This is a genomic window from uncultured Neglectibacter sp. (assembly GCA_937958185.1).
GTDB lineage: Bacteria > Bacillota > Clostridia > Oscillospirales > Acutalibacteraceae > Acutalibacter.
Window position 1 is genome coordinate 30,917 of the sequence record CALFFN010000029.1, and the last position, 21,415, is coordinate 52,331.

The following is a 21,415-nucleotide window of genomic DNA, read 5'->3' on the forward strand; positions in this document are numbered from 1 at the left end:
AAAACCTCCTGTGCGGGCTGAAAGGAAGCCGTCAAACACAGGAGGTCTTTTTATGAACGCAGCAGAACTGTTTTTTTATTCTCGCCAAAGGCAGCTCCATGGCAGGAACGGAAAAGGACGCTGTAGGCGGGTCTCATGCTCCTCCTGCCGTTTTTTCCATGCTGCCCTCACTTTTTCGGCAGGGGTGAGCTGTCTGAAGCTTTCCCCGGCGCTTTTGGGGAAAAGTGCAGGCAATTCTGGGGGCAGGCGGAAACGCATTTCCCACAGCGGATACATTCCGGGGAGTGGGAAATTTCCCGCACGGAAAGTGCCACGGGACACGCCTTTTCACAGGCGCTGCAGGAGGTGCACCGCTCCTTTTCCCAGTGGATCTGCACCAGGCTGAACCGATTGAACCAGCCATAGATCGCCCCCAGCGGGCACAGGTACTGGCAGAAGGGGCGGTACACCTTTACGGACAGCACCACGAGGAACAGCAAGATCCCCAGCTTCCAGAAAAACAGGCCGCCCGCCTGGCTCCGCAGCGCGCCGTTGGTCCCCAGCAGGGGGAGAGCGCCGAAAAACGTGCCGGAGGGGCAGAGAAACTTGCAAAACGCAGGCACCTTGGCATATCCGCCGAACAAAAACAGGGAGCCGACCCCCACCAAAAGAACCAGCACCACATATTTTCCGTATTTCAAAACGCGGTGCCCGGGCAAGCGCTTTTTCTTTTTGAAAACAGGGATTTTATGTAGTAAGTCCTGCAACAGCCCAAAGGGGCACAGCCAGCCGCAGACAAAGCGCCCCAGAAGGCTTCCGAACAGGAAGAAAAAGCCCAGCACGGCAAAGGGGACCTGAAAGCCCTGCTGATTTAAGAGCGCCTGCAGCGCCCCGATGGGGCAGGAAGCCACAGCCCCCGGGCAGGAATAGCAGTTGAGCCCCGGCACGCAGACGTATTTCAGATTGCCCCGGTAGATTTTTCCATTTACAAAGCCGTACAGGTATCCGTTTGTCACGATGGTGAACAGGAGCTGTACCCAAAGCCGAATTTTTTTCATACGTCACCCGATCCCGATACATTCCAGGCAGATCATGACCGCCTTGTTCCAAATGACGGTGAACTGGTCGGAAAAAGCGCCCAGCGCAAGGAAAAGGACCCCCACCAGCACTCCCAGTACCCAAAGATGCCGCTTAGCGCTTTTCCAGAAGCTCATTGATCTTTTCCTCCCACGCCGATTTTTCCATCGCGCCGATGACCGTATCTAAAACTTCCCCGTTTTCATCGAGGAAGAAAGTGGTGGGCACGGCGCTGACGTCTGTCAGCAGCGCGTTATACAGGGACTCGTTCAAAAGCAGGTGGGTGTAATCCGCCCCCGTCTGCTGGACGAGGCTTTCCACAAGGGTCTGGTCGTTTCCCTCCATCACATCGCTGACAATGCCGATGATTTGAAACTCCTCTTTTTTGTATTCTGCCGCCAGCTCCCCCAGCTCCGGCATTTCCCGCAGGCAGGGGTTGCAGTAGGTCGCCCACACATTTACCATGGTGAGTTTTGACTGGGAGAAAACCTCGTCGGAAACCGCGTTTCCCTCTAGGTCTACGCCTTCAAAGGAGATTTGGCTCTCGGAAGATTCCGATGGTGCGCTGCTTTCCGCTTTTGGGGCGGGGACGGGCTCCGACAGCTTTGCACAGCCGCCGAACAGGAGAGCAAACAGCACCAATGATCCGATCGCCAATTGACAAAGCTTGTTCATGCAAAATCCCCCTGAAGTTTTTTATCATTTTTGCCCTGAGAAATTCCGGCGGGAGCTTCCGCAGGCTTGTGGCGGCGCCTACTGTGTTCAGCCATTTTTGCGGCGCTCTGCTCCGGCTTCCTGTTTTATCTATATTATATAATATCCGGCATGATAATCAAGGGAAAATTGAAGCTAGTTCTTTTTCTTTGCTTCTTCCATCAGTCTCCAGGCGTCACCATGCACTTCTGCCTCAAACAGAGCGCCCCAGCGTAAAGCCATATCCATATCTGCATTTCTGCTTCCCCATGTTGTCCCATCGGTAAAATGCACGCTGTAAAGGTAAAATTTTGCTGAGACGGCGTCCGTACCGACCGAATCGCAGACAATATCCCGCTGCTCACCCGCTCCGATTTTTGCATCGGTCGATATGACATCTGTCAGGCTGTCGATGATGTCCCCGGAACCATCGTAATATATTGCGGCAAATTGAAGGGAATCAATATCTTTCCCGGAAATATTTGTTACAGAGATCCATTGTATATACTGCTCTCCGGAAATGCCGTTGTCCAAATAGGGGACCGCTTCTACTCCACAGCTGCCTTCAAAATCAGATTCTTCCGCAGAAAATGGTTCGTCTCCGTTCTGAACTTGCAGGGAGGATAGCAGCTCCTGTAGTTCCTGAGTACCCATTGCATCCGCAAATCCCTGCGAGTCCACTGAAAATGTGAACGAGCGTTTTAGAGGAAAGCTTTTTTCCAAACAGAAGCTGATGGGGTTCCCTTTTTGAAACTCGGAAAGCACCAGAGCGAACCCCTCGCCCTCAAGGGAGATCCTTTTGGTATTGCTGTATAAGGTCCCCGTGGCAGAGTATTCCTGCCCGTTTGATTTCTCAATAGTAACCTGCCACAGCTCGTCTTCATCGCCAATAGAGTCCACTAACCCCAGACCGGGAACAGTGACAAGGAACGACAGGGAATCCCGGTCTACCTGAAGAAGAGCGGAAATAGTCACCGGCACAGACGCTAAAGGGTTGCCGGCAGAGCTGTTAAGATAGATGGGAAACAGACCTTCCCCCTCGAACACCTTGGAATTGACGATATACCAATCCGTTGTGTCTGCCCCAGATTCGTCGGTGTAATAGCGTTTTGTCCACCCTGCCGAGGAAGATGGTTCGGACTCAGAAGCTGCCGGGTCACTTTCCGCCGACCCTGCCGTACTATGTACAGGGGCAGCCTCTGGAGAAGACACTGCCATATTGGTTTTTGGTCGATAATCAGGTTGAAAAAAGATAATATCTGCAACAACGAGAAGAATACCGACCACGCAGCCCAAGGCAACGCCCCAGAACCAGATTTGCTGATAAAATGGTTTCCTATTTGCTTTCCTGCAATAGGGGCAGTTTTCAACGCTGGCAGGGATTTCCCGCCCGCAGTCCCGGCAGGTTTTTGTTTGAGGATCGCTGGATAATGTTATTGGCATGATAAAACCTCCTGATAGAGCATAGACTAAAGCGCAGCCGGAGCATGGTTTATAAAGTCCATTGCACTTTAAGGTTATTATAACACAGCCAAATTGCACTTACAATACAAGTAACAGGGTTTCTAAGAAATTTCAGGGGATATTTGGGATATGATTGATTATAAAAGCATCGGCGCCCACATACGGACTGCCCGGCAGGATCAAAAAATGACTCAGGAGCAGCTTGCGGACGCTGTGGGTGTTGGAGTGACCCATATCAGCCACATTGAGACAGGGAACAGTATACCCAGCCTGCAGGTCTTTGTGGATATTTTGAATGCGTTGGATTGCTCTGCTGATGAGCTGCTTTGTATCGAGCTGAAAAAAGCCAAACCTCAATTTGACGATTGGATCGGCGAAATCTTTTCCGATTGCAGCGACAAGGAACGGAAGCTCCTTACAGACACGGTGCTGGCGCTGAAAGCTTCCATGCGGCGATTAGAAATAGAGGGGCAGGGCTGAAAACCGCTCGGGCGCAAACCCATTGCTCCTGCCGGGGTCCACAGCGGTTCCGCCGACAGGAGGCAAGGGAGGAGCAAAAACATGCGATTGGCGCCGGTCAGCGCTTCTTTTCCTTTGGTATGATATGATATTTGCCGTCCTGGCGGGCGGTCATGAGAAAGACGTCGGGCAGGGTCAGCCCGGCGTCTTTGATTTTCTGCCGCACCCATTCCTCTGTTTTGCCGCAGAGGGTCAATGAGCTTTCCGAAAGCTCCCCGTCGCTGACCACCACCAGCTCCAGATATTCCTTTGGGACGGCTACCCCCGCCTGCCGCGGGGTGAGGGGGTCGTCCTTTGCGTGGCGGGCGACGCTCATCATGCCGTTTGTCTCGATGACGGCATAGGCGACCTCCGACAGGGAAAACACGCCGTTCTGCCGGAGCTGCTCGAACAGGTCCTCCGTGCTCATGCGCAGCTTTCGCATCTGATCCTGCAAAATTTTCCCGTTTTCGATGACCAGAATGGGCTTGCCGCAGATGAGCTGCCGGAATTTGCCGATCTTCAGCATGAGCAGGGACACCACGATCTCGCAGAGGATCAGCGCCAGCATGGGGACAATGCCGTTCCAGAGCGGTTCGTCGTGCTCCTGGATCGGCATGACCGCCAGCTCGGAGATCAGCAGGGTGACCACGAGCTCGGAGGTTTGCAGCTGGCTGATCTGCCGCTTGCCCATAATACGCACGCCAAGCAGAATGATGGCGTACATCAAAAGCGTGCGAAGCAGGGAAATCATCATGGCGAGCTCTCCTTTCCGATTTCTGAAATGTGTCTATGCCCTAATATGCCGCGTTTTTCACCCATTATGCCGGCGGAATATTTTTCGATGGGACGGGAAAAATATTCCGAAAGCGAAAGGGGGAGAAAGCATGGAACAGACGGCAGAGATAAAAAAGGTTTCCGCTTATGTCGGGGTGAACCAGAAATTTTTTGAAAGCAAATTTCAAAATTCCATGGATTTCATGGCGCGGGAAATGGACCTTTCCGGCGTAAAGGCGGTGCTGTTCGCGCTGGACGGGCTGGTGAGCAAGCAAAACATCACCCTGAGCATTCTGAACCCCCTGATGCAGAGCGAGCTGCCCCGGCACACGGAGGACAGGCTCAAATTCATTGAGGAAACCGTGTTGGGCACCATGGAACAGAAGCGGGAGAGCGATATAGACACTCTGCTGGTGCTGCTGATGAGCGGCTTTGCCGTGCTGTGTGTGGACGGCTGCGAAGAAGCGGTGGTGTTCGGCGTGCAGGGCTTCGACAGCCGGGGACCGGAGGAGCCGCAGAACGAGGTGATGCAGCGGGGCGCGAAGGACGGCTTTACCGAAAGCTACCAGAACAATATCGCCATGATCCGCCGCCGCATGAAGACCACGGCGCTGAAATTTGAAAAGGCGGAGGTGGGGTCGCAGAGCCACACGCCCCTTGCCCTGTGCTATCTGGAGGGGGTCGCGTCGGAAAAAATCCTGAAGCAGGTCAAGGAAAGGCTGAAGCAGTGCGATTTGAAAACAGCCCTTGGGGCGGGCTACCTCACCAGCTTTCTGGAGCGTGGCGGGCTGTTCAGCGGCGTGGGGCAGACCGAGCGCCCGGACGTGGTCTGCGGCAAGATCGAGGAGGGGCGGATCGCCATTCTGGTAGAGGGAACGCCCAGCGTGCTGCTGGTGCCCTTTTTATTTGTGGAAAATTTCCAGACGCTGGACGATTATCTCGCCCGCCCTTTTTATGCTGCCTTTATCCGCTGGCTGAAATACATTGCGTTTTTTGTCAGCGCCGTGCTTTCCGGGCTGTATGTGGCGATCGCCGCCCATCACCCGGAGCTGCTGCCGGAAAGCCTGATGCTGAAAATTTCCCAGGCGGAGGCGGAAACGCCCTTTCCCGTGCTGGCGGAAACGCTGCTGCTCTATTTCCTGTATGAAATGCTGCGGGAAGCGGGGCTGCGGGCGCCACGGTCGCTGAGCGCCACGGTGAGCATCGTGGGCGGGCTTGTAATAGGTGATACGGCGGTATCCGCCGGGCTTGTCAGCGCGCCGTCCCTGATGGTGGTGGCGCTGACCGCCATTGCCGGGTATGCCGTGCCCAGATTGTACGAGCCGTTGTCCCTGCTGCGGCTGGGGTTCCTGCTGGCGGGAGGTTTTTTCGGCGTGTGGGGTGTGATGATAGGCTTTGCCTTATTGCTGATGGACCTGTGCGGCACCGGCAGCTTCGGCGTGCCGCTGCTGACGCCGGTCTCGCCTTTCCGGGGGCGGCTGGTACGGCGGGACGTGGCAGGCAGGGAAAACTGGAACCGGCTTTCCCGGTGGGACGCAAAGATACAGGATATGCCCGGCAGCCGGGAGAAAGGACAGTGAGCCATGGAAGCAGTGAAGCACCGGATCAGCTCGGCGCAGTTTTTCCTGATGATGTTCGTGTCCCGGGTGGTGGTGACCATCGCCCTGAACGCCCGGTACCTGGGCGGGGAAAACATGCTGGAAGCCATTCTTTCTTGCGGCATTGCCATGGCGGTGGGCATTTTACTGGCGCTGCCTGTGTGGGGGCTGCACAGGCGGTACCCTGACAAAACGGTGGGCGACGCGGCTCAGCTGGCGCTGGGCAGGGCGGGAAAAATCGTTCCGCTGTGTTACATTTTGTACTTCATTCTGGTGAACGGCTCCTCTCTGGGGCTGTTCCAAATTTTTCTGCTGGACACCGTGAACCCGGAGTTTTCCGCGGAGCTGACCATCGCGGCGGTGCTTCTGGTGGCGCTGTACGGCGCGTATCGGGGCTTGGAAACGGTGGCGCGCTGCGCTGTCTGCATTTTTGCCATTCTGCTGGCAGGCACAGGGCTGCTGTTTGCCATTGTAGCCTTTCGGTTTGACCCGGAAAATTTAGAGCCGCTGTTTACCCACGGCTTTTCCCAGACGCTTCAGGGCACGGAGCTGTTTTTGGCGAGGACCTCCGTTTTTGCCGACATGGCGGTGCTGCTGCCCATGGTCAACGGCAGAAAGAAAGCGGGCTTTTTCGGCTGGGCAGGGGGGACCTTCCTGTTCGTAGGCGTGCTGCTCCTGCTGCTGGCAGGGTGTTTGGGACCCTATGCGGCTACGCAGAATTTCCCCGTATTTGCCCTTTCCTCCCTGACGGAGATCCGCTCCATGCAGCGGCTGGACGCAGTGTTCGTGGGGGTGTGGATGATGGGCATGATCGTGAAGCTCGCCTGCGACCTGTACGCCTGCCGGGTGTGCTTTTCGTCCCTTGTAGGAAAACGCTGCCCGAAAACGTCCCTGCTGCTGTCCGGGGGTTTGGTCTTGGCGCTGGCGTTCTGGGCGGCAGCCAGCCCGGCGGCGCAGCGGTTGCTGCTGGACACAAAGCTGCTGCTTTTCGCCACGGTGGGAGCAGGCGCGGCGCTGCCCCTGCTTCTGTGGATCGTCGGGCGGCTGAGAAAGGGGGAAAAGGAATGAAGCGGAGAATCCTTTGCGTGCTGCTTTGTGTGGCGCTGCTGACGGTCCTTTCCGGCTGCGGCGGCAGGGAGCTGTACGAGCGGCTGCTGATCCACGGGATCGGCGTGGACGCCGAGGAAGACGGCACCTTTACCGTTACGGTGCGCTCCTCTGTTTCCTCGGAGGACGAGGGAGAGGAATATTTTAAGTGCCGGGGCAGCTCCGTGCTGGAAGCCCTGAACAGCCTGTCCCTTTCCACCGGGCGGAAGCCCTTTTACGCCCACAATTATTTGACGGTATTCGGAAAAAGCTGCGGAGAACAGGGCTTGGACAAATGCCTGGACTTTTTCGTAAGGTACCACAACACCCGCCCGGCAGTGCAGCTTTATCTGGCGGAGGAGCGGGCGGAGGATATTTTGAGCTTCCAGAAGGACGGCAAATATCTGAAAATGGGGGAGCTGCAGCAGCTTGGCGACAGCAGCCGGGACACCGGGCGCACGGTGGGCGTGGAAATTCTGGATTTCGTGAACGGCGTGAAGCGGCAGGGCTCCGCCCCCATGCTGCCCGTTCTGCGGGCGGAGGAGGACGGGGTGAAAATCGTCTCCACCGCTTATTTTGACGGCTATGTCCTTAAGGATTTCCTGACGCTGGACCAGACCCGGGGATATCTGGCGGTAAAGGAAAAGCTGGAAAACGGGGAAATGGTGGTTGCCGGGGAAGATGGGCTGCAAAAGGTCACCCTCTCCCTTTCCGGCGGAAGCGGGAAAATGTCCCGGCGGCAGGAAGGGAAGCTGCCCCAGTTTCTCCTCACGGTACAGGTGACCGGCGACGTCAGCGCCGTATCCGGCGGAAAAACGCAGCTTGCGCCGGAGGAATATGATGAATTGGAGCGGCTGCTTGCGGGGGAGCTGCAGGGGGAGATCGAATCGGCGCTCCGAAAAGCGGTCATCAACGACGGCTGCGATATTTTCGGCTTTGGCACGCTGGTGTACCGGCAGACCCCGGAATACTGGCGGCAGGTTTCCCGCCGATGGAGCGAATTGCTGCCGGAGTGCGGGTATGAAATAAAGGTGACGGCAAAGGTCAGCCGGCTGGAACAGGACGGCAAGTGAAAAGGAAAGGGGGAACCCTTTCTTTTTTTTTGCGGAAAATTCCTTGACGGACCCTTGGGAAAAGCAATAAGATAAAGGCGAAAAAAATTTTTTTATTTTTGGGGAACCAAAGAGGCAAATTTTCCGTCTAATGATTGGAAGGAAGAGGGGAGGAATGGCTTTTTGAGCACTGAATTGCTGGTGCGCAGGGCGCAAAATGGCGAAAAAGACGCCTTTTTGAAGCTGATGAAAAACAATGAGCTTGCCATGTACCGGGCGGCAAAAGCCATTCTTCCCACGGAGGAGGACGTGGAGGACGCGGTGCAGGAGACCGTCTGCAAGGCGTTTGCAGGGCTTTCCGGGCTGCGGCAGCCCCGGTATTTCAAAACATGGCTGACACGTATCCTGCTGAACTGCTGCTACGACCTGCTGCGGCAGCAGCGGGGGGAGCTGCCGCTGGAGCTGTTTTGCGATTCTGCCCAGCCCGGTGGCTGGAGCGGCGGGGAAAGCGACAGCGCCCTGGACATTCAGGCGCTGCTGAGCGCCCTGGGCCCGAACGACAGGCTTATTTTGACACTGTACTATTTGAACGACCTTTCCGTAAAGGAGGTCTCCCGGCTGCTGTCCCTCAGTGAAAGCGCCGTAAAAAAGCGGCTGTTCCGGGGAAGAAAAAGATTTCAGCTGCTTTATGAAAATACGCAGGACGGAGAAGAGTAGATCCTGCGGGAAACAATTTTTTGGCTTTGCAAAACATTCCGCTGAACGAAAGAGGAAGGTGGTCGTACCTATGAAAACAAGGAAAGAGAAGCTCAAGAGGGAAAGGGTCCCCCGCCGGGCGCTGCGAAGAAGCCCGTCCTTCCGCCGGACGATTTCCAGGGCGTGGGACGTGGAGGACCCGCCCATCACCTATTATCAGGCGCTGGAGGAGACCTATTCCAAGCTGCCGGACGGTCCCATTGCCCGGAAACGCCCCCTGCACGCCCTGTTCCGGGGGGCGGCGACCCTGGCGGCAGCCTGCGCGGCGCTGTGCATTATTTTGATCGGGATCAACGCCACCGAGCCGGAGCTGATCGAGGGCCTGCCGGGCGTGGGGGTGCTGTTCCGGCAGTTCAATGAAAACCGCTGGCAGGATACGCTGCCGCCGGTCTCCGTAAAAGTAAAATCCACCGATGTGCTGCCCGTCACGGATAACGGGACGGTGCTGCAGCAGATAGAGGTGGACGGCACCACTCTGAAGCTGACGGCAACAGTGCCCTACATGGGCAGGAAAAGCTATCTTCCCATCTGCTATTATGACGCCACGCCTTTGGGCACTTACGGCGTGCTGTACGGGAAACGGCTGGTGGAGGGGGAAAGCTACACCTCCTTTGAAGCGGAATTTTCCCCGGCGCGCACTGAGATACAGGGGGAAACAGAAGCTTCGGAGGACGCTCCAGGCAGGTCGGAATATTTTCTGGAAGAAAACCTGACCGAAGGGGACATTACCGCTACCTGGACCTTTACCAATGTGGATATGAGCCAGGAACAGGTGGTGTTTACCCTGTTCGATTGGGACGGGAAGCTGGCAGATTCCGGGGTTTCCCTGAAAGAGCCCCGGGTGACGGCGGAGTTCGTGATCGACATGAAAAACCGCCGCGCCTGTTCCCACGATGGCTACCAGCGCCGGTTGCTGAAAAAGGTCACGCCGGAGGAATGCCGCAATATGCTGGAAACCATGGCGGCAGAGTATGCCGAGGGCTGGCACGTGGGAAATATGGAGCCTGTCCCGGTGGGAGGGGACAATGTTGTTTACCGGCGCATCGACCTGTTCTGCGCTGAGGAAGGGCAGGACGGCGCTTTGCCCTGGCCCTATGTGACCCTCGCCTGTTTTTCCGATGGGAAAACTCTTCCCAACCGAACGATTGTCATGAGGACGGAAAGCGTCACTTCCCTGGAGAGAGCACGACTGCTCGATATGCAGGAAGCGGAGGGCGCGTTGAATTGGAACGCGGCTGCGGACGGATTTTATGTGGCAAGCGAAAAGACCGACCCGGTCCGCACGGGAAAGCCTTATTTCCATTTTGCCGTGGTACTGCCGGTGAAGGTGCTTTCCGGCAAGGTGGGTCTGGGCGAGGACACGATCCTCTATGGCATAGAAGGCCGCTTTTCGCTGTGGGCGGGAGTTACCGAGGAGGTGCTGGTGGAGGATCTGGAGGAGTCGTTCCGGCAGGACCGGGAAAGGCTGACCCAAATCTATTCCGGCAGGCAGGATTCCTCTGAGGAGGGCTCCCATACGGTGGAGTGGCCTTGGGAATAAGGGGCGGAAAAAAGACTTCACGGCATGAAATGCCGTGATTCTCCTGCGGAGAACCGTCTTTTTTCAGTGCGTTGAGGGTACACCGTTCTATAGACACAAGTGTTCTAAGATTCGCAAAATGGGCGGAAAAAAGCTTCGGTCACACCGTGACCGATTTTGCGAAGCAAAACCGCTTTTTTCATAGTCTCTGGGGTACACCGTTCTATAGGCGTTGGTGCACTAAAATTCGGAGAATGGGCGGGAATGGACGGAAAAAGAATGTTCGACAAAGAGCGCCGAACATTCTTTTTCATAGTCTCTAAGGTACACTGCCATCAATGGACAAAAAAGCTTCGGTCACACATCTTTAATTGAAAAATTTGATTTTACTTTTGTGAAATCAAATTTCAGGAAGAAAGGCGCAGCCTTTCTTTTGCAAAACCGCTTTTTTCAGTGCCTCACGGGTGCACTGTCCTATGGACGTTGGTGCTCTAAAATTCGGAGAATGGACGGAAAAAGGCTTTGCGGCAGGAAATAACGCAAAGCCTTTTTTCATTGCACTGCATCAACATAAGTGTCCTAAAATTCGCAAGTTTCCCTTTCCCATTGAGGAAATTTGTGCTATCCTAAGCAAAACGGAAAGGGGAGAGTGTGATGAAGCGATTGGTCGTGGTGGGCAGCGTCAATATGGATTACGTGCTGAACGTGCCCCATATGCCCCAAAGCGGTGAAACGCTGCTTTCCAAGACGCTGGAGCTGCTGCCCGGCGGGAAAGGGGCAAATCAGGCGGTCGCCGCCGGAAGGCTGGGGGCGGACGTCACCATGCTGGGCGCTGTAGGCAGCGACGGGGCAGGCGCCGCGCTGTGCGAAAGCCTGCGGTCCGCCGGGGTGGACATTTCCCGGCTGCGGCACGTGGCGGAGGAGCCCACAGGCTCGGCGTTTATCTGCGTGGACGCGGCGGGGAACAACCAGATCGTGGTGGCGCAGGGCGCGAACCGGGCGGTGGACGTCCCCTATTTACAGGAAAACGACGACATTTTACAGCGCAGTGACATTTTGGTGCTGCAACTGGAAATCCCGCTGGAAACCGTGCTTTATGCCGCGAAACGGGCAAAAGAGCTGGGAAAAACGGTGGTTCTCGACCCCGCCCCCGCCCGCCGGGACATTCCCGGTTCCCTATACCCCTGCGTTGACTTTTTGAAGCCGAACGAGGGGGAAGCGGCGCTGCTTGCCGGCGTGCCGGAGGGGGACCCGGAAGCCGCCGCCGGGATTTTGCAGAGCCGTGGCGTAAAAAACGTACTGGTAACGCTGGGCGGCAACGGCGCGCTGCTGCGGGACGAAGCCGGGCGCGTGCAGAGCTTCCCGGCACAAAGCGGGCTGCCTGTGGTGGATACCACCGCCGCAGGGGACTGCTTTACTGCCGCTCTGGCCTGCCGCCTTGTTGCCGGGGACAGCGTGGAGCAGGCGGTACGCTTTGCCGTCAAAGCGTCCGGCTTGTCCGTGACCCGCAAAGGCGCACAGCCTTCGCTGCCGACCCTGGGGGAGGTGGAGGGCTGGCAGGGGTGACCGTCTCCCTGTTCCCTTTGTTTTCCGAATAGACAGAAATTCCAGCCGGGGAAGCTTCCCCGGTTTTTGGCTGTGCAGAAAAAACCTTTTCCTCACGGAGCCGCTCCTGCCGCTCCGCCCGCTGCGCAAACAGCGCCCAATAGCTTTTTTGCTCATAATACATATCGGTGAGGATACGCACCGTCCTGCGCCGGGCAAGCTCTGTTTCGCCCTGCTGCAAGCGGCTGCCGTTCAGCTCGTGCAGCCTGTTCCGCAGCAGCTCCACCTGCTGCCGGGCATTTTCCGCCAGCTTTCCGTAATCAATGGCTTCACAGGGAGCGTCCCAGCCCCCTACCGTCTGTTTCGTATTTTTCCGTGTGAGCTCCATACCAATACCTCCTTGCTCGAAAACTTCCTTTCAGTGAAGTTCTATATTCAGGTTACCCCATTTAATTGAAGTTGTCAAGAGGAAGGCAGAAAATAAATTTCAATAAAATGAAGTTTTTGGGCTTGACAGCTTCCACTTTGCCAACTATAATAAAAGCAGGTAAAAGATATTTACGGCAAACGGCGGTGGAAGCATGGGGCTGGAGATCATCAATCGGCTGAAAAAAGAAAAGGGGCTTACCAACGGCGACCTTGCCCGGATTTCCGGCGTGACCCAGAGCACGCTGGATAAGATCACGGCGGGCATCAATACCAATCCAAAGCTGGAGACCCTGCAGGCGATCTGCCGGGCGCTGGGCTGCCGGCTAGCGGATTTTGACGAGGTGCAGGTAGCAGGCGGGGAAATCAGCGATTCTGAGCTGGAGCACCTGAAAAAGTACCGTGTGCTGGACGTGTACGGAAAGCGGGCGGTAGACGCCGTGCTGGACACGGAGCACGACCGCATGACCCATATCGTGGAGCGGGAGCAGAAGGGCTGGATCACCTATATCAACTGCTATGACCTGGCGGTTTCCGCCGGGATCGGCGAGCCTATGGGCGACACCTACTATACCAACAAGCTGGAAATCCCCACCGAGCGGGTGCCGGAAAACGCGCACTACTGCGTCCGGGTCAACGGGGACAGTATGGAGCCAGCTTATCGGGACGGCGACATCGTATTCGTGGAGCGGCTGGACGGTTCCGTGCGGGAAGGGGAGATCGGCGTGTTTGCCCTGAACGGCGAGGGCTTCTTAAAGCGGCTGGGAAACCGGGAGCTGATTTCCCTGAACCCGAAATACGACCCCATCGCCATTCGGGAGTTTGACGACCTCCGCTGTCAGGGGCGTGTGCTGGGCAAGGTGTGAAAAGGGTTTGCACACCGGGCGGCGATATGCTATAATAGACACTAGATGCTAGATACTGGATGCTGGAAAAGGGCGGGGAGCACGGGACTTTAATCACCGGGTTCCGCGCTGGAAAGCAAAAGCCGCCGGTTTTACGGACGCCAAACGCAGGAGTAGTATTATGGTTGCGAAAGCTGCGGTCGGGCGGGGGAAAATGTGACTTGCAGCAAGTAGTTTCACGATTGCCCATTCTCGCCTGTCGGCTCGGTCAGTTCGCACCAGCGTCCCACCGGGACGCGCTCACCGCAGTCGCGGGCGGGTGATTTGCCCGCGGCTTGCACAAAGAGGGTTCACGAAAAGCGGTTCTGTAATCATTCAACAAAGCTGCGGTCGGGCGGTGTAGGTGCGCCCTGCACAAAGAAGGTTCACGAAAAGTGGTTGCACGATTGCCCAGTGCAGTCACGGTCGGGTGATTTGCCTGCGGTTTGTACAAAGAGGGTTCACGATTAAAAAAAGGAGGTAGGCGTATGTCTCCCAAAATGGTAGAACTGCACGATGTAGATGTCCCTGAATTTCTGAAGGTGCTGGACGGCTGCGAGGGGGAAATCTATCTGATGACCCGGGACGGCGACCGCCTGAACCTGAAAAGCAAGCTGTGCCAGCTGGTGGGCTTGACAAGGCTGATCGAGGGCGGCAAAATCGCCGAGGCCTTCATCATGTGCGAAAAGGAATCGGACGAATCCAAGCTGTTTCGGTTCAACCTGTACAAGAAATCCGGCGAAGATGAAGAATAAGGAAAGGCGGCGCCGCGGTGCCGCCTTTTTTCTGAAAGCAGGTGTGCTATGAAAAGACGGAGAATGGGGAAAAACGGCAGGCGCTTCGGCTGGCTGCTGGGGATCATTTTCTTCTGCCTGCTGCTGTTTTTGGCAGAGGAGCAGGGCGTATTTGACGATGCTTTTTCCCTGCCACCGGCGGAGCAGGGCGGCAGCCCGGCGTCGGCGGCGGTAGACGCTGAGCCCCCGGAGGGGCTGGAGGTCTATTTTCTGGACGTGGGGCAGGGGGACAGCGAGCTTATTCGCATTCCCAGCGGCGACGGCGTGTTCTGCGCCCTGATCGACACCGGGGAATATGCTTACGCCGATCGATTGACCAACGCTCTCCGCAGTTTGGGCGTGGAAAGGATAGACGCTTTGATCTGCAGCCACCCCCACACCGACCATATGGGCTGCATGGCGCGGATCGTGCAGCGGTTTGAGATCGGGGAAGTGTATCTGCCCCGTATCCCGGACGAGCAGGTGCCCACCACCTCCGCCTATGAAGCGCTGCTGAACGCGCTGGAAAGGAAACATTTGACCGCGGTGGAGCTGCACAGCGGCACAGAAATTTCCTGCCCGGAGGGGGCGGAGCTCCAGGTGCTTGCCCCCAGGGAGGGGGAAGCGTGGGAGGACCTGAACAACTATTCCGGGGTGCTCCGGCTGACCTACGGCGAGAACGCGTTCCTGTTCACCGGGGACGCGGAAAAGGGCAGCGAAGCCCACATTCTGGAGGACGGGGCGGACGTGTCTGCCGATGTGCTGAAATGCGGGCACCACGGCTCCCGCACCTCCACCTCCGCCAAATTTTTGAAGGCGGTGAACCCCCGGTATACCGTTATCAGCTGCGGACTGGAGAACGACTACGGGCACCCCCACAAGGAAACCATGGAAAAGCTGAACAGGCTGGGAACGGTGATTTACCGCACCGACACGGAGAAAACCATTCTTGCCAAAAGCGACGGCACCAGGATCGCCTTTACCACCGGGCTGACCCTGATGGAAACAGAATAAAAGGAGAGAACAGTATGCTGACGGAAAAAAAGAAAGAATTTATCGAATTTATGATGTCTGCCGATGTGCTGCGGTTCGGGCATTTCGTCACGAAAAGCGGCAGGAACACCCAGTATTTCGTGAATACCGGAAACTATAAAACCGGGGCGCAGCTGGCGAGACTGGGCAGCTATTACGCCGCCCTGGTCAAGGAAGCGGCGGGGGAGGATTTTGAAGCCATGTTCGGTCCCGCGTACAAGGGCATTCCGCTGGCGTCCGCCTGCTCCATTGCCCTGTATCGGGACCACGGCATCGACAAGCCCTATTTCTTCAACCGCAAGGAAAGCAAGGATCACGGGGAGGGCGGCGTGACCGTGGGCTACCAGCCCAAGGACGGCGACCGTATTCTCATCATTGAGGACGTGATCACCGCCGGGACTGCCGTGCGGGAGACCATGCCAATTTTGAAAGCCTGCGCCAAGGTGCGGGTGCCCCATATGTTTATCAGCGTGGACCGCTGCGAGGTGGGGAAAACCCCCGGCAAAACCGCCATCATGGAGGTGGAGGAGGAGTTCGGGATCAAGGTACACCCCATCGTCACGGTGGTGGATATCCATGAATATCTGGAAATGACCGGCGCGGACAAGGACCTGCTCCGCGCCATGGAGGATTACATGGCGCAATACTGTGTGCTGTGAATGGAAAGAAATAGGAAAAGCCGTAAAAGCAGGCTGCTTTTACGGCTTTTTTCTTATCTTAATCAGAGGAAACCTTATTTTTACCGTGCAGCTGCTTACCTCGCGGTGTGCCGGGAGCTGTTCTGCCGCCTGTTCTTCCGCTTATTCCTGTTTTTGAAGGGGTACACGGGGCTTTGGGAATTGGCGATCACATGGTCCACCAGATGGAGCAGCGCCAGCATCAGCACGATGGACAGGGTCAACAGCGGCGTCAGGGCGATGAGCATGGGCAGGGTGAAGTCCGTCAGGGAGAAGAAGTCCCGGAAGAACAGCAGCGCCGCCAGAAACACCGAAAGCAGCCCGCCGAACAGGAAGCTGCGCAAGCCGTTAAAGGGCGTACAGACCTTGAACAGCATGATGAACCCGGTCAGGGAGGTGATGATCACCGCCAGGGTGGACATCTCCGCGCCGGTCAGCCCCAGCGGTCCGCTGAGGGCGCACAGCGCCAGAATGTTCGCGGTCATGGTCAGCGAGGCGGGGACGCACATTCGGAACACGTTGAAAATGAATTTTCCCCGCAGCCTGTCCTTGTTGGGCTCCAGCGCCAGAATAAAGGAGGGCACGCCGATGGTCAGGGAGCTGATGAGCGTCTGCTGGATCGGCTCAAAGGGATAGGAATAATTCAGGAAAATGAACAGCACGCCGATAAGGGCGGAGAAAATGGTCTTCACCAGAAAGAGGGAGCTGGAGCGCTGCAAATTGTTGATGGAGCGCCGTCCCTCCTGCACCACCAGCGGCATGGAGGCGAAATTGGAATCCAGCAGCACCAGGTTGGACACGGTGCGGGCAGCGTCGCTGCCGGAAGCCATGGCAATGGAGCAGTCCGCTTCCTTCAGCGCCAGCACGTCGTTGACGCCGTCGCCGGTCATGGCGACGGTGTGCCCGTCCTCCTTCAGCGCCTTCACAAACGCCAGCTTCTGCTGGGGCGTGACCCGCCCGAAGACGGAATAGGTGCGCACGGCGCTGCGAATGTCCTCCTCGGTTTCCAGGGTGGTGGCGTCCACAAAGCTGTCCGCGTTCTCCAAGCCCGCTTTCCGGGCAATGTTCGACACGGTGACGGCGTTGTCGCCGGAAATGACCTTCAAATCGACCCCCTGGTCGGCAAAATACCGCAGGGTGCGGGCGGCTTCCCGGCGGATTTTATCGCTGATGAGCACCAGCCCCATGGGCTCGATGATGTCCGGCAGCTCCTTATCGGCAAAGCTTTCCTGGGAATGGGCGAGCAGCAGCACCCGCTGCCCCTTGGAGGAATATTCCTCCACCCGGTCGGCAATGGCGCTGAAATCCTCCCCGAGGATAAATTCTCCCGCGCCCATCACAAAGGTTCCCTTGCCAGGGAAAAAAGCGCCGCTCCATTTGCGGGCGGAGGAGAAGGGCACCAGCGCGGTGGAGTGCCACGGGCTCTGCTGGGGGAACCTGTCCCGCAGCGCCAGGAAGGTGGGGTTGTCGTCGGAAAGATTGCTTACCAGCGCGGTGAGGGCTTCGGACATTTCTTCCTCGGAAACGCCCTCAAAGGGCAGCAGGCTGTCTACCTGCATGGTGCCCTCGGTGATGGTGCCCGTCTTATCAAGGCACAGGGTGTCCACCCGGGCAAGGGTCTCGATACAGTACATATCCTGCACCAGCGTCTTGCGGGCGGAAAGCTTTATCACGCTGACCGCAAACGCCAGGCTGATCAGCAGCACCAGCCCCTCCGGGATCATGCCCACCACGGCGGCGGTAGTGCTGACCACCGAGTTCTGCACTGTGTCGCCCAGCACGAAATACTGCTTCCAGAACAGCAGCGCGCCGATGGGCACGATGGCAAAGCCGATGATCTTGACGATGATGTCGATGGAATCCATGATCTCCGAATTTCGCTTTTTGATGTACTTTGCGTCCCCTGCAATGCGGTTGGCGTAGTTGTCCGCGCCCACATGCTCCACCTGGGCAAAGCAGTTGCCGCTGACGATGAAGCTGCCGGACAGCAGCGTGTCGCCCTGCCGCTTGAGAATGGGGTCGGATTCGCCGGTGATCAGGGATTCGTTGACCTCGCATTCCCCGTCTGCCACAATGGCGTCGGAGCAGACCTGGTTCCCCGCGGACAGAAGAATGATATCGTCCAGCACGATCTCCTCCACAGGGATATTTTTTTGCCTGCCGTCCCGCAGGACCCGCGCCTTCGGGGAAGAGATCAGGGAAAGCTTGTCGATGGTGTGCTTGGCGCGTATCCCCTGAAAGGAGCCGATCACGATATTGGAAACGATAACGCCTAAAAACAGCGCGTTTCTGGGAGAACCCACCAGGATCACGGCGGCGGCAAGGGCGAAGTTCAGCAGGTTAAAAAACGTGAACACATTTTCCCGAATGATCTGCCCCTCGGTTTTTGTCTTGATGCCGGAATCCCCGTTATGCAGCCCCTGGGACACGCGCTGCTGCACCTGCCCGGCAGTCAGCCCCTCTCCGGGGTCGGGGTGGAACCGTTCCACCTGCCGGGTGCGCTCTGTGCGCTGTTGGGGGCTTGCAGCCTTCCTTTGTCTGGTCGCTTTTTGAGCCAAAGCAGCTCCCTCCTTTGCGGAATAATCAAATACTGTGAAAGACAGCGCCGGAAAGCCCTGCCGTCCGATGAAAGTCGTTTTTTGATGAGTCAAAGCTATAAGCTTATTTTCTAGTATATACCAACCCGCAGTTTTTTCCAAGAGGCTTTTTCTTTCGGTTTGTTCCCGGATCGCCGTGTCGTTTGCAGGAAATGGTCTCCGATATTTAGAAATGCGGAAAATATCTTTGAATTTTTGGGGAGATTGCCGATATTCCGCGGTAGACCGCCATTTCGCCTTGACAGATAAGGAAAATCAGACTATACTGTTACAATCAGAATAAAACAGAAATACAGTCCCGTTTTACACAGGAAAGGAAGATTTGAGATGGCAACGAAAAAGGCAGCAGAAGTTATGATCGTCAACCGCAGGAGCAAAAAGGCCCTGCAGGCAACAGGATTGGACAATGGCATGGTCGTAGAGCAGGCAGCCCCCGTCGGCAGCGACGCGCAGCTGTGGAGCATTGTAGAAGGAAAGAACGGCGCGAAGATCGTCAATAAGGCAAGCGGCAAGGTGCTGGACGTAATGAGCGAGGGCACCGATAACGGCACCTGGGCGCAGACCTGGGAAGACGTAGCGGGCGAAAGCCAGGTGTGGAACGTGGTTTCCGCCTCTGCTTCCTATAAGAAGCTGGTCAATGTCCGTTCCGGCAAGGTGCTGGACATTGTGGATATGAGCGATGAGGACGGCGCCCCTGCCCAGATATGGGAAGATGTGGACGGCGCCGGACAGCAGTGGAAGCTGGTTGCCCCTAAGGCTGCTACGCCCAAGGCTGCCGCTTCCAAGACCGCGAAAAAGCCTGCCGCCAAGAAGCCGGCAGCAAAGAAAGCCGTTCCGGCTGCAAAGCCCGCTCCCGCGGTGGAAAAGAAGGCAGAGACCGCGGTGGAGAAAAAGCCCGCCCCCGCAAAGACCGTTTCCAAAGCCAAGGCGAAAGCGGAGCCCAAGAAGCCCGCTGCTAAGGAGACTGGCAAGAAATAAGCTGGTTTCCTGCAAAATCCGACAGGGAAAGCTTGTCAAAAAACAGAAGATGTTCGTGAAAAGGCAGGAATTTTCCTGCTTTTTCTTTTTGCGCAAAGCAAAGAAAAAAGAGGATTTGCAATCTGAAAAAAATTTTTTGCAAAATCCCTTGACAGGACGAAAACGCCGTGCTATACTAGGGCACAAATCAGAACACCAATACACCTGTGAGCAGGAGTAGTACCGTTTCAGGTCTGCATGATAGGGCGAAAGCCCTCAGAGAGCCGTGGAGGGTGGGATCACGGCGGTGCGGCGAAGCGGGAATGGACCTGTGAGGGCTGACCGAGGCAGGGAACGGGCGGGCGCTACAACAGCACACCTTTCCACTCTGCGTTAGGAAGGACGGAGGCTGACCGTTACAGCGGCTAGCGTATGAAAGTACGCGAAAAAGAGGCGCGCAAAATATGAAATGGCTCTGCCGGTTCATATTCGGCGAATTTAGGTGGCACCGCAGATGCAGTCAGGTATCTGTCCTAAGAAATTGGGACAGGTGCCTTTTTTGGTTTTCTGAAAAATTTTTCTGAAAGGAAATGAACCCTATGGCAGAACAGAAAATTCCCTACAAAATCTATTTGGACGAAAGCGAAATGCCCAGGGCATGGTACAATCTGCGGGCAGACATGAAGAATAAGCCCGCCCCCCTGCTGAACCCGGCTACCCATCAGCCCATGAGCTTTGAAGAGCTGACCCCGGTGTTCTGCGACGATCTGGTCCGGCAGGAGCTGGACAACGACACCCGCTTTTTTGAGATCCCCGAGGAAATTCAGCAGTTCTACAAAATGTACCGCCCCTCTCCGCTGGTGCGCGCCTATTTTCTGGAAAAGGCGCTGGGCACCCCGGCGAAGATCTACTACAAATTCGAGGGGAACAATACCTCCGGCTCTCATAAGCTGAACTCCGCCATCGCCCAGGCATACTATGCCAAGAAGCAGGGGCTCAAGGGTGTGACCACCGAGACCGGCGCAGGGCAGTGGGGCACGGCGCTTTCCATGGCGTGCTCTTACTTTGATCTGGATTGCAAGGTGTTCATGGTAAAGGTCTCCTATGAGCAGAAGCCCTTCCGCCGGGAGGTCATGCGCACCTACGGCGCTGCCGTCACTCCTTCTCCTTCTGAGACCACTGAGGTGGGCAAAAGGATACTGGAAGCGCACCCCGGCACCACGGGAAGCCTTGGCTGCGCCATTTCCGAAGCGGTGGAGGTGGCGACCTCCACTCCCGGCTACCGCTATGTGCTGGGTTCCGTGCTGAACCAGGTGCTGCTGCACCAGTCCGTCATCGGCTTGGAAACCAAGGCGGCGCTGGACAAATACGGCATCAAGCCGGACATCATCATCGGCTGTGCCGGCGGCGGCTCCAATCTGGGCGGCTTGATCGCCCCCTTCATGGGCGAAAAGATACAAGGGAAGGCAGACTACCGTTTTATCGCGGTAGAGCCCGCTTCCTGCCCCTCCTTTACCAGAGGAAAATACGCTTATGATTTCTGCGACACCGGCATGGTCTGCCCGCTGGCGAAAATGTACACCCTGGGCTCGAACTTCATTCCCTCCGCCAACCACGCGGGCGGGCTGCGGTACCACGGCATGAGCTCCGTGCTGTCCCAGTTGTATGACGACGGGCTGATGGAAGCTGTCTCCGTGGAACAGACCGCCGTGTTTGAAGCGGCGGAAATGTTCGCCAGGGTGGAGGGCACCCTGCCCGCTCCCGAATCCAGCCATGCCATTCGCGTTGCCATTGACGAAGCGCTGAAGTGCAAGGAGACCGGGGAAGCCAAAACCATTGTGTTCGGTCTGACCGGCACGGGTTACTTTGATATGACCGCCTATGAGAAATTCAATGACGGCAAGATGACCGATACGATCCCCACCGACGAGGAGCTGGAGCAGAGCCTTGCCTCCCTGCCCAAGGTGGAATAAACAGAATTTTCTTATCCTCCTAAACCAGGGACTCCTGCATCAGGCAGGGGTC

The 21,415-nt window shown here is 56.7% G+C and carries 21 protein-coding genes; 14 read left to right on the forward strand and 7 right to left on the reverse strand.

Going from position 1 to position 21,415, the window contains the following annotated elements; all coding sequences use genetic code 11:
• Nucleotides 1-167 precede the first annotated feature (167 nt).
• The 4 genes from AB8996_RS09940 to AB8996_RS09955 all read right to left on the reverse strand — a co-directional run bounded on the left by AB8996_RS09940 (nucleotide 168) and on the right by AB8996_RS09955 (nucleotide 3,192).
• Nucleotides 168-1,037, reverse strand: coding sequence for a 4Fe-4S binding protein (locus AB8996_RS09940; RefSeq protein WP_369298829.1), 870 nt, complete (start codon nucleotides 1,035-1,037; stop codon nucleotides 168-170).
• A 3-nt stretch (nucleotides 1,038-1,040) separates the two neighbouring features.
• Nucleotides 1,041-1,193: a CD1871A family CXXC motif-containing protein gene (locus AB8996_RS09945; RefSeq protein ID WP_369298830.1), complete on the reverse strand. Its 153-nt coding sequence runs from the start codon at nucleotides 1,191-1,193 to the stop codon at nucleotides 1,041-1,043.
• Complete coding sequence (locus AB8996_RS09950) at nucleotides 1,171-1,731, reverse strand: TlpA family protein disulfide reductase (RefSeq protein ID WP_369298831.1); 561 nt, start codon at nucleotides 1,729-1,731, stop codon at nucleotides 1,171-1,173. The genes AB8996_RS09945 and AB8996_RS09950 overlap by 23 nt, the downstream gene beginning before the upstream one ends.
• 174 nt (nucleotides 1,732-1,905) lie before the next feature.
• Complete coding sequence (locus AB8996_RS09955) at nucleotides 1,906-3,192, reverse strand: hypothetical protein (RefSeq protein WP_369298832.1); 1,287 nt, start codon at nucleotides 3,190-3,192, stop codon at nucleotides 1,906-1,908.
• A gap of 150 nt (nucleotides 3,193-3,342) precedes the next feature.
• On the opposite strand from AB8996_RS09955, the gene AB8996_RS09960 reads away from it, so the two are divergent.
• Nucleotides 3,343-3,693: a helix-turn-helix domain-containing protein gene (locus AB8996_RS09960; RefSeq protein WP_369298833.1), complete on the forward strand. Its 351-nt coding sequence runs from the start codon at nucleotides 3,343-3,345 to the stop codon at nucleotides 3,691-3,693.
• Between the two features lie 97 nt (nucleotides 3,694-3,790).
• On the opposite strand, the gene AB8996_RS09965 is transcribed toward AB8996_RS09960, so the two are convergent.
• The gene (locus AB8996_RS09965) at nucleotides 3,791-4,468 is read right to left on the reverse strand and encodes a DUF421 domain-containing protein (RefSeq protein ID WP_369298834.1); all 678 of its coding nucleotides are present in this window, start codon (nucleotides 4,466-4,468) and stop codon (nucleotides 3,791-3,793) included.
• Nucleotides 4,469-4,598: 130 nt separating this feature from the next.
• Between AB8996_RS09965 and AB8996_RS09970 the strand changes: the two genes are divergently transcribed.
• The 6 genes from AB8996_RS09970 to rbsK all read left to right on the forward strand — a co-directional run bounded on the left by AB8996_RS09970 (nucleotide 4,599) and on the right by rbsK (nucleotide 12,065).
• Nucleotides 4,599-6,068, forward strand: coding sequence for a spore germination protein (locus AB8996_RS09970; RefSeq protein WP_369298835.1), 1,470 nt, complete (start codon nucleotides 4,599-4,601; stop codon nucleotides 6,066-6,068).
• Nucleotides 6,069-6,071: 3 nt separating this feature from the next.
• Nucleotides 6,072-7,154 (forward strand): GerAB/ArcD/ProY family transporter, encoded by a 1,083-nt coding sequence (locus tag AB8996_RS09975; protein ID WP_369298836.1) that lies wholly within the window; start codon nucleotides 6,072-6,074, stop codon nucleotides 7,152-7,154.
• Nucleotides 7,151-8,245 (forward strand): Ger(x)C family spore germination protein, encoded by a 1,095-nt coding sequence (locus tag AB8996_RS09980; protein WP_369298837.1) that lies wholly within the window; start codon nucleotides 7,151-7,153, stop codon nucleotides 8,243-8,245. The genes AB8996_RS09975 and AB8996_RS09980 overlap by 4 nt, the downstream gene beginning before the upstream one ends.
• Before the next feature lie 162 nt (nucleotides 8,246-8,407).
• Nucleotides 8,408-8,941, forward strand: coding sequence for a sigma-70 family RNA polymerase sigma factor (locus tag AB8996_RS09985; RefSeq protein ID WP_369298838.1), 534 nt, complete (start codon nucleotides 8,408-8,410; stop codon nucleotides 8,939-8,941).
• A 70-nt stretch (nucleotides 8,942-9,011) separates the two neighbouring features.
• Nucleotides 9,012-10,520 (forward strand): hypothetical protein, encoded by a 1,509-nt coding sequence (locus tag AB8996_RS09990; RefSeq protein WP_369298839.1) that lies wholly within the window; start codon nucleotides 9,012-9,014, stop codon nucleotides 10,518-10,520.
• Between the two features lie 633 nt (nucleotides 10,521-11,153).
• Nucleotides 11,154-12,065 (forward strand): ribokinase, encoded by a 912-nt coding sequence (gene rbsK / locus AB8996_RS09995; RefSeq protein ID WP_369298840.1) that lies wholly within the window; start codon nucleotides 11,154-11,156, stop codon nucleotides 12,063-12,065.
• Here rbsK and AB8996_RS10000 read toward each other — a convergent pair.
• Nucleotides 11,980-12,432 carry a hypothetical protein gene (locus AB8996_RS10000; protein ID WP_369298841.1) on the reverse strand — a complete coding sequence of 151 codons (453 nt, stop codon included), beginning with the start codon at nucleotides 12,430-12,432 and terminating at the stop codon, nucleotides 11,980-11,982. The two genes, rbsK and AB8996_RS10000, sit on opposite strands and share 86 nt — an antisense overlap.
• Before the next feature lie 193 nt (nucleotides 12,433-12,625).
• On the opposite strand from AB8996_RS10000, the gene AB8996_RS10005 reads away from it, so the two are divergent.
• From AB8996_RS10005 to pyrE, 4 genes are all read left to right on the forward strand, one after another.
• On the forward strand, nucleotides 12,626-13,336 hold the full coding sequence (locus tag AB8996_RS10005; RefSeq protein ID WP_369298842.1) for a S24 family peptidase: 711 nt from the start codon (nucleotides 12,626-12,628) through the stop codon (nucleotides 13,334-13,336).
• Nucleotides 13,337-13,842: 506 nt separating this feature from the next.
• Complete coding sequence (locus AB8996_RS10010) at nucleotides 13,843-14,109, forward strand: hypothetical protein (protein ID WP_369298843.1); 267 nt, start codon at nucleotides 13,843-13,845, stop codon at nucleotides 14,107-14,109.
• A gap of 48 nt (nucleotides 14,110-14,157) precedes the next feature.
• Nucleotides 14,158-15,141 carry a ComEC/Rec2 family competence protein gene (locus tag AB8996_RS10015; protein ID WP_369298844.1) on the forward strand — a complete coding sequence of 328 codons (984 nt, stop codon included), beginning with the start codon at nucleotides 14,158-14,160 and terminating at the stop codon, nucleotides 15,139-15,141.
• A 14-nt stretch (nucleotides 15,142-15,155) separates the two neighbouring features.
• Nucleotides 15,156-15,818, forward strand: coding sequence for an orotate phosphoribosyltransferase (gene pyrE, locus AB8996_RS10020; RefSeq protein ID WP_369298845.1), 663 nt, complete (start codon nucleotides 15,156-15,158; stop codon nucleotides 15,816-15,818).
• A 95-nt stretch (nucleotides 15,819-15,913) separates the two neighbouring features.
• Here pyrE and AB8996_RS10025 read toward each other — a convergent pair whose 3' ends face one another.
• A complete protein-coding gene (locus AB8996_RS10025) occupies nucleotides 15,914-18,394 on the reverse strand; it encodes a cation-translocating P-type ATPase (RefSeq protein WP_369298846.1) in 2,481 nt (826 codons plus the stop codon).
• A gap of 366 nt (nucleotides 18,395-18,760) precedes the next feature.
• Here AB8996_RS10025 and AB8996_RS10030 point away from each other — a divergent pair, with 366 nt between their 5' ends.
• From AB8996_RS10030 to AB8996_RS10040, 3 genes are all read left to right on the forward strand, one after another.
• Entirely contained in the window at nucleotides 18,761-19,411 is a 651-nt protein-coding gene (locus AB8996_RS10030; RefSeq protein WP_369298847.1) for an RICIN domain-containing protein, read from the forward strand.
• A 55-nt stretch (nucleotides 19,412-19,466) separates the two neighbouring features.
• A complete protein-coding gene (locus tag AB8996_RS10035; protein ID WP_369298848.1) occupies nucleotides 19,467-19,631 on the forward strand; it encodes a hypothetical protein in 165 nt (54 codons plus the stop codon).
• 358 nt (nucleotides 19,632-19,989) lie between these two features.
• Nucleotides 19,990-21,363 carry a TrpB-like pyridoxal phosphate-dependent enzyme gene (locus tag AB8996_RS10040; protein ID WP_369298849.1) on the forward strand — a complete coding sequence of 458 codons (1,374 nt, stop codon included), beginning with the start codon at nucleotides 19,990-19,992 and terminating at the stop codon, nucleotides 21,361-21,363.
• Nucleotides 21,364-21,415 lie beyond the last annotated feature (52 nt).

Bases quoted from the DNA above. Each gene is read 5' to 3' on its own strand.
- AB8996_RS09950 (WP_369298831.1), bottom strand. From the start codon at position 1,731: ATGAACAAGCTTTGTCAATTGGCGATCGGATCATTGGTGCTGTTTGCT.
- AB8996_RS09965 (WP_369298834.1), bottom strand. From the start codon at position 4,468: ATGATGATTTCCCTGCTTCGCACGCTTTTGATGTACGCCATCATTCTG.
- rbsK (WP_369298840.1), top strand. From the start codon at position 11,154: ATGAAGCGATTGGTCGTGGTGGGCAGCGTCAATATGGATTACGTGCTG.
- AB8996_RS09945 (WP_369298830.1), bottom strand. From the start codon at position 1,193: ATGAGCTTCTGGAAAAGCGCTAAGCGGCATCTTTGGGTACTGGGAGTG.
- AB8996_RS09980 (WP_369298837.1), top strand. From the start codon at position 7,151: ATGAAGCGGAGAATCCTTTGCGTGCTGCTTTGTGTGGCGCTGCTGACG.
- AB8996_RS09970 (WP_369298835.1), top strand. From the start codon at position 4,599: ATGGAACAGACGGCAGAGATAAAAAAGGTTTCCGCTTATGTCGGGGTG.
- AB8996_RS10030 (WP_369298847.1), top strand. From the start codon at position 18,761: ATGGCAACGAAAAAGGCAGCAGAAGTTATGATCGTCAACCGCAGGAGC.
- AB8996_RS09955 (WP_369298832.1), bottom strand. From the start codon at position 3,192: ATGCCAATAACATTATCCAGCGATCCTCAAACAAAAACCTGCCGGGAC.
- AB8996_RS09960 (WP_369298833.1), top strand. From the start codon at position 3,343: ATGATTGATTATAAAAGCATCGGCGCCCACATACGGACTGCCCGGCAG.
- AB8996_RS09975 (WP_369298836.1), top strand. From the start codon at position 6,072: ATGGAAGCAGTGAAGCACCGGATCAGCTCGGCGCAGTTTTTCCTGATG.
- AB8996_RS09940 (WP_369298829.1), bottom strand. From the start codon at position 1,037: ATGAAAAAAATTCGGCTTTGGGTACAGCTCCTGTTCACCATCGTGACA.
- AB8996_RS10010 (WP_369298843.1), top strand. From the start codon at position 13,843: ATGTCTCCCAAAATGGTAGAACTGCACGATGTAGATGTCCCTGAATTT.
- AB8996_RS10000 (WP_369298841.1), bottom strand. From the start codon at position 12,432: ATGGAGCTCACACGGAAAAATACGAAACAGACGGTAGGGGGCTGGGAC.
- pyrE (WP_369298845.1), top strand. From the start codon at position 15,156: ATGCTGACGGAAAAAAAGAAAGAATTTATCGAATTTATGATGTCTGCC.
- AB8996_RS10015 (WP_369298844.1), top strand. From the start codon at position 14,158: ATGAAAAGACGGAGAATGGGGAAAAACGGCAGGCGCTTCGGCTGGCTG.
- AB8996_RS10005 (WP_369298842.1), top strand. From the start codon at position 12,626: ATGGGGCTGGAGATCATCAATCGGCTGAAAAAAGAAAAGGGGCTTACC.
- AB8996_RS10040 (WP_369298849.1), top strand. From the start codon at position 19,990: ATGGCAGAACAGAAAATTCCCTACAAAATCTATTTGGACGAAAGCGAA.
- AB8996_RS09990 (WP_369298839.1), top strand. From the start codon at position 9,012: ATGAAAACAAGGAAAGAGAAGCTCAAGAGGGAAAGGGTCCCCCGCCGG.